A 12,826-nucleotide genomic window follows, 5' to 3' on the forward strand; every position below is an offset into this window, starting at 1 on the left:
CATGGAAGAGGCCGAGCTGCGCGAAGCCCTGCACCGCGCCGGCTACCTGGCCGACGAGGCGCTGGCCACCACCTTGTGGCTGGCCGGCGAGCTGGGGCGGCCGCTGCTGGTGGAAGGCGATGCCGGCGTCGGCAAGACGGCGCTGGCCGCCGCGCTCGCGCGGGCGCAGGGCCGGCGCCTGGTGCGGCTGCAATGCCACGAGGGGCTGGACCTGGCGCAGGCCGCCTACGAATGGAACTACGGCCGCCAGCTGCTCGCGATCCGGCTCAGCGAGACCGGCGCCAGCGCGCTGCGCGAGGCCGACCTGTTCGCGCGCGAGTACCTGCTCGAGCGCCCGCTGCTGCAGGCGCTGACGAGCGAGACGCCGGTCGTGCTGCTGATCGACGAGCTCGACCGCGCCGACGAGGCCTTCGAGGCGTTCCTGCTCGAGGTGCTGGCGGAGGACCAGATCACCGTGCCCGAGCTGGGCACGATCCGCGCGCGCCACGTGCCGCAGGTGATCCTCACGAGCAACGGCACGCGCGAGCTGTCCGACGCGCTGCGCCGGCGCTGCCTCTACCACTGGCTCGACTACCCCGGCCTGGCGCGCGAGATCGCCATCGTGCGCACGACGCTGCCGCAGGCCGAGGGTGTGCTGGTCGAGCAGGCGGTGGCCTTCGTGCAACGGCTGCGCCGCGAGGACCTGGCCAAGAAACCCGGCATCGCCGAGACGCTGGACTGGGTGCGCGCGCTGCACCGCCTCGGCCATGCCGCGCTGCCCGACGAGGCGGCGCTGCTGGCCGGCACGCTGGCCTGCCTGCTGAAGACCCGGGAAGACCGCTTCCAGCTCGGCGAGGAGCGTGTGCGCCAGCTGATCGAGGGGCGGCGCAGCGTCGGTGTCGCGGAGAAGGCATGAACACCGTCGCGCAGCCGCTGGAGGCGATCGCCGGGTTCGCGGCCTTGCTGCGTGAGCACGGTCTCGCCGTCGGCATCGCCGAGCAGCAGGCCATGGTGCAGGCCGCGCTGCGTGTGCCGGTCGAACGCAGCGGCCTGCTCGATCCGGCCTGGCGTGCCATCGCCTGCCACGATGCACGCGACTGGCGCCGCTGGCCGGACCTGTTCGAGCGCTACTGGCACCCGCAGCGCGTGCGCGGCAGCACGCGCGTCTCCGGCCAGACGCGGCCGAGCCGCTCGCTGCAGCAGCTGGTGCAGGGGCTGCACGACAGCATGGCGCCGGGCCAGCCGCGCGGTGCCCCGGCGGACACCGCGCTGCAGGCCCCCGCCGCCGGCGACGAGGCCGGCGCGCCGCGTGCCCAGGGCGGCGCGAGCCGCACCGAGGCGCTGCACGACCGCCAGCTGTCGCAGTGGCTGCCTCAGGACCTGGCCTTGCTCGAGCAGCTCGCCGAGCGCATCGCGCGGCGCCTGCGCCGGCGCCTCACGCGCCGCTGGCAGGCCGACCCGCGCGGCCGCCGGCTCGACCTGCGCCGCACCTTGCGTGTCAGCCTGGCCCAAGGCGGCCTGCCGCTGCACCCGGCCTGGCGCACGCCGCGGCGCGAGCGGCCGCGCCTGTTCATCCTGGTGGATGTGAGCCGCTCGATGGAGACGCATGCGCAGCTGTTCCTGCGCATCGCCCGCGCCTTCGTGCACGCGGTCGAGGCGCGGGTGTTCGTGTTCCACACCCGGCTGGCCGAGGTCACGCCGCTGCTCAAGAGCGACAGCGCCGCGGTGCAGGAGAAGGTCAACGCGGTGACCGCCGGTTTCGGCGGCGGCACACGCATCGCCACCAGCCTGGCGGACTTCCACACCGTGCATGCCCGCGCCCAGCTGACGCGCCGCGCGCGGGTGTGGATCCTGTCCGACGGCTTCGATGCCGACGAGCCCGAGCGCCTGGCCGACGAGCTCGCAAGTGTGCGGGGTCGCGGCGCGCGTGTGGCCTGGTTCCACCCGGCGCCGCAGCCACCTGCCTCGGCGGCGATGGCGGCGGTGCGCGAGCGCGGCGCGCTCGTCGACGCTTTCCATCGCTTGAACAGCCTGGCCGATCTCGCGACGCTCGCGGACCGGCTGCAGTGAAGGAGAACTGCCCATGTCGACCATCGACACCGTCTTTGCCGCGGCCACGCGGCTGCAGCAGGCCGGCACGCCCTACGCGCTGGTGAGCGTGGTGCGTGCGCTCGCGCCGGCCTCGGCTCGGCCGGGCGACAAGGCCGTGGTCACCGCCGACGGCCAGTTGCACGGCTGGGTGGGCGGTGGCTGCGCGCAGCCGGTCGTGCTGCGCACGGTGCGCGAGGCGCTGGCCGACGGGCGCGCGCGCCTCGTGCGCATCGCGCCGGCGGCCGAGGGCCACGAGAAGCAGCTCGATGACGTGCTCGAGTTCGGCATGAGCTGCCACTCGGGCGGCACGCTGGAGCTGTTCGTCGACCCGGTGCTGCCGCGCGCGCAGCTGGTCGTGATCGGCGCCTCGCCGGTGGCCGCGAGCCTGGTGCAGCTGGCGCCGCGGGTCGGCTTCGGCGTCACGCTGGTGGCGCACGAGGCCGACGCCGCGGCCTACCCGGATGCGCAGCGCGTGATCGCCAGCGACGAGATCGCCGGCGCCACTGCGCAGATCGGCCCCGGCGCCTGGGTGGTGGTGGCCACGCAGGGCCGGCGCGACGTGCAGGGCCTGCGCCTCGCGCTCGCGCTGCAGGCCCGCCAGGTGTCCTTCGTCGCCAGTGCGAAGAAGGCACAGGTGCTGAAGGGCTCGCTGATCGCCGCCGGCGCCGAGGCGGCCGCGGTCGAGGCGATCGTCGCGCCGGCGGGTTACCCGATGGCGGCCAGCACGCCGGAGGAGATCGCACTCTCGGTGCTGGCGGCGGTGGTGTCGCAGCGGCGCGGGGCGGGGTTGCCGGCGGTCGAACCGCAGGCCGCTGCCGCACCGGTCGAACCGGCGGTCGAGGGGCCGGCTGCACCGGTCGCCTCCTGCTGCGGAGGCGGGCGCTGACATGGGCTGCCTCCTGAAGGGCGGCGGCGGCCTGTACCAGCGCCTGGTGGTCGGCGCCGTGCTGCTCGCGGCCGGCGCCGGCAGCCGGCTCGGGCACCGGCCGAAATGCCTGCTCGAGCTCGGCGGCGTGCCGCTCATCCGGCGCCAGCTGATCGCGCTGTCGGGCGCCGGGGTCGACGAGGTGGTCGTCGTGCTCGGCCACCATGCCGAGGCCATCGAGCCGGTGGTGCGCGACTTCCCGGTCACCGTGGTGCACAACCCGGTGCCCGAGGCGGGCCAGGCGTCCTCGGTGCGCGTCGGCCTGGCGGCGCTGGCGGGCAAGCTCGACGCGGTGATCGTCGCGCTGGCCGACCAGCCCTTGATCAACGCGCAGGACATCACTGCGCTGATCGGCGCCTACAAGAGGCGCGGCGACAAGGCCATGGTGGTGCCGGCGGTGCACGGCGAGCCCGGCAACCCGGTGATGCTCGACGCCGCGCTGCGCGACGAGTGGCTGGCCGGCGAGGCCGACGCCGGCTGCCGCCGCTGGCGCCTCGACCACCCGGAGCGCGTGCACTGGTTCGACACCGACAACCCGCGCTACCGCATCGACATCGACACGCCCGAGGACCTGCAGCGCTTCGCCGAGCGCACCGGCCACGTGCTGCGCTGGCCCGCGGTGCCGGAGCGGGCCTGACCATGCCCCGGGCCTGGCGCGTCGAGGCGGCACGGGCGCTGTCCTGGGCGCTGCTGCTGGGCGGCTGGATCGTGCTGACCGCGCTGGCCGACCGGCTTGCCGGACCGCCGCTGGCGGCCTTCGGCCTGATCGCGGCCTGGCTGCTCGCGCTCGGCGGTTTCGCGTCGCTGCTCGGGCGGCTCGCGCTCGCGCCGGGCTGGCAGCGCCTGCTGCTGTCGGTGGTCGCGCTGCTGGCACTGCGCGGCCTGGCCGGCACGCGCGAGGGCGCCGGCGCTGCGGCGCTGCTGCCGCCGCTGCTCGCCTGGGGCCTGCTGGTGGCGCTGGCCTCCTCGACGGTGCGCATGCTGCGCCGCGCCGCCCCGGTGCGACCGGGCCGGCCGGTGGGCGCTGCTGCGGCGGGGGCGCTGCTGGCCTGGGCGGTGCTCGGCGACCCGACCGACCTGACCACCCTGGTGCCGCGGGCCGGGGCGCTGCTGCTCGTCGCGGCGCTCGGGCTTGCAGCGCTGCTGCAGGGCCTCCGGGCTGCGCCGCCGGGCGGCTGCCGGGCCGGCCTGTTCGACTGCTCGCTGCCGGCCTGGCCGGCAGGCGCCTGGCGCGAGCCGGCGCGCTGGCCGCTGCTGCTCGGCGCGCTGGTGATGCTGCCGATGATGGCCGGCCTGCCGCAGATGCTGGCGCTGTGCCGCGGCGATGCGCTCGGGCCGCAGGCGATGCTGGGCATGCACCTGGCGGCGATGTTCCTGCCGGCCCTGCTGCTGCCGCGCCTGCGCCCTGCGGCCGCGGCGCTGGCCTGCGGCGCGCTGCTGGCCGGTGGCGGGCTGGCCGCCGGGCTGGACGCGGGCGCCTGGTGGTGGCTCGTGCTGAGCCAGGGGGCGGCCTGGAGCCTGGCCTGGGGCGCGCAGCTGGCCGAGCCGGCCGCGCGCGCCGGGCCGCACCGCGACCCCTGGTGCGGCGCGGTTGCCCAGGCCGCGCTGCTGCTCGCGCTCGGGCTCGCGGTCGAGTGGTTCGGCCCCGGCGTGCTGCCGGCCGTGCCCTTCGGCTTCGCCGTCGCCGCGGCGCTGGCCCTGGCGTGCTGGCGGCGCGCGGCGGTCTGCCGCGCGCAATCCTAGGCCGCGCGCCGGGCGGCCAGCGCCGCCGCGGTGTCGTACAGGCCGACGAAGCGGCACACGCGGCCGTCGCGCAGTGTGAACACGTGCATCCAGTCGGTCTCGAACACGCCACCGGCGGGCCGCGCGCGGGTGCGCTCCCAGCCGAGCACGGTGACATGGTCGGTCCCGGCCAGGAACTCGCGCGGCTCGAAGGCCTGCACCTCGTCGAGCTCGGCCACCTCGCCGAACCAGCGCGCCACGTCGGCCCGGCCGCGCGCGGTGCGCAGGTAGGCGGCGCCGCTGCTGCCCTTGTGCTCCCACTGCACGTCGTCGGTCAGCAGGTCCAGCACGGCAGCGATGTCACCGCGGCCGAAGGCGGCGTAGAGCGACTGGACGATCTCGGTGGGGCTGGGCATGGCGCGGCTCCGCAGGTGGTGGTGGGGATGCCTGCTCTACGGGCCCGTCGCCCGGCCGGATGCAGGCCCGATGCGAGAATGCCCGCATGACGCTAGACACCCTGACGATCACGCGCCCGGACGACTGGCACCTGCATGTGCGCGACGGCGCGGCGCTGGCCGACGTCGTGCCGGCCACGGCGCGCCAGTTCGGCCGCGCGATCATCATGCCCAACCTCAAGCCGCCGGTGACCAGCACCGCGCAGGCGCTGGCCTACCGCGAGCGCATCCGCGCCGCGGTGCCGGCCGGGCTCGACTTCGAGCCGCTGATGACGCTGTACCTGACCGACCGGCTGCCGCCCGAGGAGATCCGGCGCGCCAAGGAGGCCGGCATCGCGGCCGTCAAGCTCTACCCGGCCGGCGCGACGACCAACAGCGACGCCGGCGTGACCGACCTGCACCACACCTACGACACGCTCGCGGCCATGCAGCGCGAGGGCCTGCCGCTGCTGGTGCACGGCGAGGTGACCGACCCGGAGATCGACCTGTTCGACCGCGAGAAGGCCTTCATCGACCAGAAGCTGATCCCGCTGCGGCGCGACTTCCCCGAGCTGAAGATCGTCTTCGAGCACATCACCACGCGCGAGGCGGCGCAGTATGTCGGCGAGGCCGGGCCGAGGACCGCGGCGACCATCACCGCGCACCACCTGCTCTACAACCGCAACGCGATCTTCCTGGGCGGTGTGCGGCCGCACTTCTACTGCCTGCCGGTGCTCAAGCGCGAGGAGCACCGGCGCGCGCTGGTCAACGCCGCCACCTCGGGCAGCCCGAAGTTCTTCCTCGGCACCGACAGCGCGCCGCACCCGGCGCACCTGAAGGAGCATGCCAGCGGCTGCGCCGGCTGCTACACCGCGCTCAGCGCGCTCGAGCTGTATGCCGAGGCCTTCGATGCGGCCGGGGCGCTGGACAAGCTCGAGGGCTTCGCCAGCTTCCACGGCGCCGACTTCTACGGCCTGCCGCGCAACCGCGGCACGGTGACGCTGCGGCGCGAACTCTGGGCGCTGCCCGAGAGCGTGCCCTTCGGCGAGGCGCAGCTCAAGCCGCTGCGCGGCGGCGAAACCCTGGCCTGGAGGCTCGCATGAACGGCAAGCTGATGCTGCTGATCGACGCCGACAACGTCTCGGCCGACGTGGTCAGCCAGGCGGTCGAGCTGCTGCTCGCCGAACACGGCGCGATCCATGTGCGGCGCGCCTACTGCACGGCCGAATCGGCGCAGAAGAACCTGGCGCTGTTCAAGCGCCATTCGATCCGGCCGATGGTCAACCTGTCGGCGGGCAAGAACTCGACCGACATCGCGCTGGCGGTCGACGCGCTCGACCTGGTGCTGGCCGAGCGGCCCGAGCGGGTGGTCATCGTGTCCTCGGACTCGGACTTCGCGCCGCTGGTGATCCGCCTGCGCGAGAAGGGCTGCCGGGTCGAGGGCATCGGGCAGGAGGGCAAGACGGGCGACGAGACGATCGGCGTCTACGACGCCTACACCGTGCTGGCGCACCGCAAGGGCGGCGCCGCGAGGACGGTGAAGGCGGAGAAGCCGGAGAAGCAGGCGCGGGCGGCGAAGCCGGCCAAGGAGGCCAAGCCGCCGCGCACGCGCAAGGCTGCCAAGGCCGCGCCCCCCGCGCCGCCGCCCGCACCGGCGCTGCCCGACGACGTCGAGCGGCTGCTCAACGCGCTGCCCTCGCTGCGCGGCGGCGGCGAGCTCGAACTGCGCAAGGCCGTCGAGTTCCTGCGTGCCGCGGACCTGCTGCCGAAGAACGCACCCTCGACCAAGCTGTTCCGCAAGCACCCGGAGTACTTCGCGCTGGTGCCGGAAGAACAACCCAACAAAGTCAGGTTCATCGGCCAGGCCGGATAATCGGCGCCGTGAAGCGGGCCAGACCGCCGCCGGTGCGAGCTTCGAAAGAAGGCACGGGAGGAAGGTCCGGACTGCACAGGGCGGCGTAGCAGCTAACGGCTGTCCGGCGCGAGCCGAGGATCAGAGCAACAGAGACGAGTCGAGGCGGGACCCTGTCCCGCCTCGGGTGAAACGGGCAATCTCTACGCGCAGCAACACCGAATAGGCCGGCAGTGATGTGGTCCCGCGGAGCCGGCGGGTAGGTGGCACCGAGCCGTGCAGCGATGCACGGCCCAGAGGAATGGCGGTCACGGCCGTGCCGGCGCAAGCCGGCGCGGCTGCACAGAATCCGGCCTATCGGCCCGCTTCACACTTTTCGCGGCCGGCACGACAACAACAACGATCCGATGAACCCCGACGCCCACACCCTCTGGCGCGCGCCGCGCTGGGCGCTGGCGCTGCTGCTGGCCTGCCTGGGCATGCTCGGGCCGTTCTCGATCGACACCTACCTGCCGGCCTTCTCCGGCATCGCGCGTTCGATCGGCGCCACGCCCACCGAGATGCAGCAGACGCTCTCGGCCTACCTGTTCGGCTTCGCGGTGATGAACCTGTTCCACGGCGCGCTGTCGGACAGTTTCGGCCGCCGCCCGGTGGTGCTGTGGGGCGTGGCCGTGTTCACCATCGCCTCGGCCGGCTGCGCGCTGGCCCAGCACATCGGCACGCTGGTGTTCTGGCGTGCGGTGCAGGGCATGTCGGCCGGCGCCGGCATCGTGGTCTCGCGGGCGGTGATCCGCGACATGTTTCCGCCGGCCGACGCGCAGCGCGTGATGTCGCAGGTGACGATCTACTTCGGCGTGGCGCCGGCGGTGGCGCCGATGGTGGGCGGCTTCCTGTTCGTGCATGCCGACTGGCATTCGATCTTCTGGTTCCTGACCGCGGTGGGCGTGCTGCTGTGGCTGGCCAACTGGCGCCTGCTGCCCGAGACGCTGCACGCCACGCAGCGCCAGCCCTTCAACGTGCCGCACCTGCTGCGCGGCTACTGGCAGCTCGGCGCGAATCCGCGTTTCCTGCTGCTGGCGCTGGCCAGCGGCATCCCGTTCAACGGCATGTTCCTGTACGTGCTGTCGGCGCCGGTGTTCCTGGGCGACCTGCTGCACCTCGCGCCGGACCAGTTCTTCTGGTTCTTCTGCCTCACCATCGGCGGCATCATGGCTGGTTCGTTCCTGTCGGGCCGGCTGGCCGGGCGCATCGCGCCCAAGCGGCAGATCCGCCATGGCTTCGTGGTGATGACGCTGGTCTCGCTGGCCAACGTGGCGCTGAACCTGCTGTTCCCCGCCGCAGCCTGGTGGGCGATGCTGCCGGTGGCGATCTTCGCCTTCGGCTGGGCGCTGATGGTGCCGGTGGTCACGCTGATGGTGCTCGACCTGGTGCCCGACCGGCGCGGCATGGCCAGCTCGCTGCAGGCCTGCGTCGGCAGCGTGGCCAATGGCTTCGTCGCCGGGGCGATCGCGCCGCTGGTGATGCATTCGGCGCCGGCGCTGGCCATCGCCTCGCTGCTGATGATGGGCATTGGCCTGGTGGCCTGGATCTGGGTCAAGCGGCACGTGGGCTGATTCAAGTTCGGCGCCCGAGCGGCCGACATCCCGTGCACAGGCCCGCCGGACGCGGGCCCGGAGCCCTGCCGCCATGTCCGCCCGAATCCTGCTCGCCCTGCTGCCCCTGGCCGCCGCCTGCGCGGCGCTGCCGGCGCAGGCCTCCGATGCGCATGCCGACCCCAAGCCCGCCCCGGTGGCCGCGCCGGCGCGCAAGCCGCTGCCCGAGGGCGACGCGATGGACAAGCTGCGCGAGCGCCTGGCCGAGAAGCTCGGCGCCACCAAGGCGGCCCCGGGCACCCCGAACGTGGTGCGCGTGACGGCCCGCCCCGGCGCCGAGCCGGCGCCGGCGGAGAAGGCGGCGGAGCGCGCCGCGCACGCTGCCGCCCCGGCGCCGCGCCCGGCGCGACCGGCGCCGTCGGCCCACGCCGCCCACGGCGGCCACTGGGACTACAACGGCCCCGGCGGCCCCGAGCGCTGGGGCGAGCTCAAGCCGGAGTTCGCCAAGTGCTCGACCGGCACGCGCCAGAGCCCGATCGACATCCGCGACGGCGTGCGCGTGCAGCTCGACCCGGTGCAGTTCAGCTACCAGCCCAGCGCGTTCCGCGTGCTCGACAACGGCCACACCATCCAGGTCAACGTGGCCGCCGGCAACAGCATCGAGGTGATGGGGCGGCGCTACGAGCTGCAGCAGTTCCACTTCCACCGGCCCTCCGAGGAGCGCATCGACGGCCGGCAGTTCGACATGGTGGCGCACCTGGTGCACAAGGACCTGGACGGGCGGCTCGCCGTGGTCGCCGTGCTGCTGGAGCGTGGCAGCGCGCACCCGATCGTGCAGTCCGTCTGGAACAACCTGCCGCTCGAGAAGGGCGACGAGGTGGGCGCGCGCGGCACGCTCGACCTGGCCCGGCTGCTGCCGCCCGAGCCGCAGCGCCAGTACTTCACCTACATGGGCTCGCTGACCACGCCGCCGTGCAGCGAGGGTGTGCTGTGGATGGTGATGAAGCAGCCGGTGCCGATCTCGCCCGAGCAGATCGGCATCTTCGCGCGCCTGTACCCGATGAACGCGCGGCCGGTGCAGTCGGCGGCGGGCCGACTGATCAAGGAGTCCGAGTAGTCCCGAGTCGGTAGACTGCGGCGCATTCGGTCCACCCGGTGCGCCCCATGTTGCTGCTGATCGTCGGCCTCGTCGTCTTCCTCGGTGTCCACTCGGTCTCGATCGTCGCGCCGGCCTGGCGCGACGCGCAGGTGGCACGCCGCGGCGAGGGGGCCTGGAAGGGCCTGTACTCGGTGCTGTCGCTGGTCGGCTTCGTGCTGCTGGTGGTGGGCTACGGCCAGGCGCGGCTCGATCCGGTCGTGCTCTACGTGCCGCCGGTGGCGCTGCGCCACCTCGCGCTGCTGCTGATGCTGCCGGTGTTCGTGCTGCTGCTGGCGGCCTACCTGCCCGGGCGCCTCCAGGCCGCGGCCCGCCATCCGATGCTGGCGGCCACCAAGCTGTGGGCCACCGCCCACCTGCTGGCCAACGGCACGCTGGCCGACGTGCTGCTGTTCGGCGCCTTCCTCGCCTGGGCGGTGGCCGACCGGATCTCGCTGAAGCGCCGCGTCGCGCGGCCGGTGCCGGGCGCACCGCGGCGGCCGGTCAACGATGCCGTCGCGCTGGTGGGCGGGCTGCTGCTGTACGGCCTGTTCGTCGCCTGGGGGCACCGCTGGCTGATCGGGGTGGCCCTGGTTTGACCGCACGGCCGGCCAGGGCTTGATCCATCACAAAAGCGGGGCCCCGGGTCCCGATTCGTCGAGATCTCCCCACATCGGCGGCCCGACAGAACCCGCGGCGCCCGCCGATACCGAGCACATCGTTCACTGCTCGGAAGTAGGCGCAGATGCGAAAGACCGGCCCCGTGACGCAGCGCGAGTTCGTCATCGACGACGGCGCGACCCTCGTCTCCACCACCGACCTGAAGAGCCGGATCACCTACTGCAACCCCGCGTTCGTCGCCGTCAGCGGCTACGAGCGCGAGGAACTGATCGGCCAGCCGCACAACCTGATCCGCCACCCGGACATGCCGGCCGAGGCGTTCCGCGACCTGTGGGCCACGCTCGAGTCGGGCCGTCCCTGGTCGGCGCTGGTCAAGAACCGGCGCAAGAACGGCGACCACTACTGGGTGCGGGCCAACGTCACGCCCGTGCTCGAGAACGGCGCCGTGGTGGCCTACATGTCCGTGCGCACCAAGCCGGCACGCGCCGAGGTGGAGGCGGCCGAGCGCCTGTACGCCGCGATGCGCAGCGAAGCGGCTGGCGGCCATCTGATCACCCACCTGGAGCAGGGCGAGGTGGTGCGCCGCGGGGCGGCGCGCCTGGTCGCGCGGCTGCGGCGTCCGTCACTCGGCGTGCGCCTGGCCGCCGCCGGTGCGGTGCCGGCGGCCCTGGCCGGTGCGCTCGGCCAGTTCGTGCCCGGGCCGCTCGCCTGGCTGGGCATTGCCGCCGCCGTCGCGCTCTCGGCCTGGCTGGTGCGCGCGCTGGCCGTGCGCCCGCTCGTGCTGGCCACCGACACCGTGAACCGCATGGCCGCGGGTGACCTGACGCAGGTGCTCGAGAGCGACCGGCTCGACGAATTCGGCCGCCTGGCGCGTGGCATCACGCAGCTGAACGTCAACCTGCAGGCCATCGTCGGCGACGTGCGCCGCGAGGTCGAGAACATCGACAACGCCTCGCGCGAGATCGCCACCGGCAACCACGACCTGTCCAGCCGCACCGAGTCGCAGGCGAGCAACCTGCAGCAGACCGCCGCGTCGCTGGAGCAGATCACCGCGACCATCCGCCAGAACGCCGACTCGGCCCGTGCCGCCTCGACCCTGGCCGACCAGGCCGCGCAGGTGGCACAGCGCGGCGGCGCCGCGGCCAACGATGCGGTGCAGCGCATGGGCGGCATCCGCGAGGCCTCGCAGCGCATCGGCGAGATCATCGGCACGATCGACGGCATCTCGTTCCAGACCAACATCCTGGCGCTGAACGCGGCGGTCGAGGCCGCCAGGGCGGGCGAAGCCGGCCGTGGATTTGCGGTGGTGGCCGGTGAGGTCCGTGCACTGGCGCAGCGCACCAGCGCCGCGGCGCGCGAGATCAAGGCCCTGATCGAGGACGCGATCGGCAGGGTCGAGGCCGGAACGCGCCTGGTGGGCGACACCGGCACCACCGTGCAGCAGACGCTGCAGGCCGTGCAGCGCGTGCAGCAGCTGGTGGCCGAGATCAGCTCGGCCTCGGAGCAGCAGTCCACCGGCGTGGTGCAGGTCAATGCCGCGGTGGCCAACCTCGACGCGCTGACGCAGCAGAACGCCGCGATGGTCGAGGAGCTCGCGGCGGCGGCCAGCTCGCTCAGCCAGCAGTCGGAAGTGGTGTCCGAGGCGGTCCGCATCTTCCGTACCCGGGCCGCGCGCAGCGCGTGACCTCGGGCCGGCAGTGGCGCCACAATGCGCGCCACTCACAGGCATGGCACGCATCTACCTCGTCGATGACCATCAGCTGCTGCGCGACATGCTGCGCGCGGTGCTGGAGGTCGACGGCCACGAGATCGTCGGCGAGGCCGCGACGCCGACCGTCGCCGTGACCGACATCCAGCGCCTGGCGCCCGACGTGGTGCTGCTGGACCTGAACCTCGGCCCGCGCTCCGGCCTGGAGGTGCTGGCTGAACTGCAGCGCCGCCAGCTCGGCGCGCCGGTGCTGGTGGTGTCGATGTCGGAGCAGCCGCGCGACCTGGCCCAGGCGATGGACCTCGGCGCGGCCGGCTACGTGCGCAAGGGCTCCTCGCGCGAGGAACTGCGCCAGGCGATCGACCGCGTGCTGGCCGGCAGCCGGCACCTGGCGCCCGCCGAGGCGGAGATGGTCCGGCTTGGCCGCTCGCTGGCCGAGAGCGACCCGGCCGCGCTGTCTCCGCGTGAACGGCAGATCGCCGTGATGGTGTGCCGCGGGGCGTCCAGCGCCGAGATCGGCGCGCAGCTGCATCTCTCGCCCAAGACGGTGGACACCTACCGCAGCCGGTTGATGGCCAAGCTCGGCCTGTCCGACGTGCCCGCGCTGGTGCGTTGGGCGGTGCGCGAAGGCCTGGTGGGGCTGGACGAGCGCTGAGTGAGCTTCCAGCGCCGGCGCGGCTCGGCTGCGACCCGCCGCTGAACCCTGAACTCACCACCGGCATCCTCGACCGAATTGGTCCGCAACCTCAGGCTTCACTTTCAGTGCA

13 protein-coding genes and 1 other RNA gene are annotated in these 12,826 nt (G+C 73.6%); 13 read left to right on the forward strand and 1 reads right to left on the reverse strand.

Annotation, left to right across the window (positions count from 1 at the left end):
• Position 1 precedes the first annotated feature (1 nt).
• From D9C15_RS07935 to D9C15_RS07955, 5 genes are read left to right on the forward strand one after another with little or no spacing between them, the layout of a single operon-like run.
• Positions 2–895 (forward strand): AAA family ATPase, encoded by an 894-nt coding sequence (locus tag D9C15_RS07935; protein WP_127996902.1) that lies wholly within the window; start codon positions 2–4, stop codon positions 893–895.
• Positions 892–2,049 carry a VWA domain-containing protein gene (locus D9C15_RS07940; protein WP_127996903.1) on the forward strand — a complete coding sequence of 386 codons (1,158 nt, stop codon included), beginning with the start codon at positions 892–894 and terminating at the stop codon, positions 2,047–2,049. The genes D9C15_RS07935 and D9C15_RS07940 overlap by 4 nt, the downstream gene beginning before the upstream one ends.
• Before the next feature lie 13 nt (positions 2,050–2,062).
• A complete protein-coding gene (locus D9C15_RS07945; protein ID WP_127996904.1) occupies positions 2,063–2,956 on the forward strand; it encodes an XdhC family protein in 894 nt (297 codons plus the stop codon).
• Between the two features lies 1 nt (position 2,957).
• On the forward strand, positions 2,958–3,632 hold the full coding sequence (locus tag D9C15_RS07950) for a nucleotidyltransferase family protein (protein ID WP_127996905.1): 675 nt from the start codon (positions 2,958–2,960) through the stop codon (positions 3,630–3,632).
• Between the two features lie 2 nt (positions 3,633–3,634).
• Positions 3,635–4,738, forward strand: a complete 1,104-nt coding sequence (locus D9C15_RS07955) for a hypothetical protein (RefSeq protein ID WP_127996906.1) — start codon at positions 3,635–3,637, stop codon at positions 4,736–4,738.
• Here D9C15_RS07955 and D9C15_RS07960 read toward each other — a convergent pair.
• Positions 4,735–5,133 carry a nuclear transport factor 2 family protein gene (locus D9C15_RS07960; protein WP_127996907.1) on the reverse strand — a complete coding sequence of 133 codons (399 nt, stop codon included), beginning with the start codon at positions 5,131–5,133 and terminating at the stop codon, positions 4,735–4,737. The genes D9C15_RS07955 and D9C15_RS07960 overlap by 4 nt on opposite strands.
• A gap of 86 nt (positions 5,134–5,219) precedes the next feature.
• Between D9C15_RS07960 and pyrC the strand changes: the two genes are divergently transcribed.
• The 8 genes from pyrC (at position 5,220) to D9C15_RS08000 (ending at position 12,714) form a co-directional block, all read left to right on the forward strand.
• Positions 5,220–6,254: a dihydroorotase gene (gene pyrC / locus D9C15_RS07965; protein WP_127996908.1), complete on the forward strand. Its 1,035-nt coding sequence runs from the start codon at positions 5,220–5,222 to the stop codon at positions 6,252–6,254.
• The gene (locus tag D9C15_RS07970) at positions 6,251–7,024 is read left to right on the forward strand and encodes an NYN domain-containing protein (protein WP_127996909.1); all 774 of its coding nucleotides are present in this window, start codon (positions 6,251–6,253) and stop codon (positions 7,022–7,024) included. Before pyrC ends, D9C15_RS07970 begins: the two co-directional genes overlap by 4 nt.
• Before the next feature lie 10 nt (positions 7,025–7,034).
• Positions 7,035–7,376, forward strand: an RNA gene (rnpB, locus tag D9C15_RS07975) — RNase P RNA component class A.
• 34 nt (positions 7,377–7,410) lie between these two features.
• The gene (locus D9C15_RS07980; protein ID WP_127996910.1) at positions 7,411–8,616 is read left to right on the forward strand and encodes a multidrug effflux MFS transporter; all 1,206 of its coding nucleotides are present in this window, start codon (positions 7,411–7,413) and stop codon (positions 8,614–8,616) included.
• A 73-nt stretch (positions 8,617–8,689) separates the two neighbouring features.
• Positions 8,690–9,712, forward strand: a complete 1,023-nt coding sequence (locus tag D9C15_RS07985; RefSeq protein WP_127996911.1) for a carbonic anhydrase — start codon at positions 8,690–8,692, stop codon at positions 9,710–9,712.
• A gap of 47 nt (positions 9,713–9,759) precedes the next feature.
• Entirely contained in the window at positions 9,760–10,329 is a 570-nt protein-coding gene (locus D9C15_RS07990) for an NnrU family protein (protein ID WP_127996912.1), read from the forward strand.
• Positions 10,330–10,475: 146 nt separating this feature from the next.
• Positions 10,476–12,035, forward strand: a complete 1,560-nt coding sequence (locus tag D9C15_RS07995; protein WP_127996913.1) for a methyl-accepting chemotaxis protein — start codon at positions 10,476–10,478, stop codon at positions 12,033–12,035.
• 43 nt (positions 12,036–12,078) lie between these two features.
• A complete protein-coding gene (locus D9C15_RS08000) occupies positions 12,079–12,714 on the forward strand; it encodes a response regulator (RefSeq protein ID WP_127996914.1) in 636 nt (211 codons plus the stop codon).
• Positions 12,715–12,826: the final 112 nt, after the last annotated feature.

The organism is Piscinibacter defluvii, from assembly GCF_004011805.1.
GTDB lineage: Bacteria > Pseudomonadota > Gammaproteobacteria > Burkholderiales > Burkholderiaceae_C > Piscinibacter > Piscinibacter defluvii.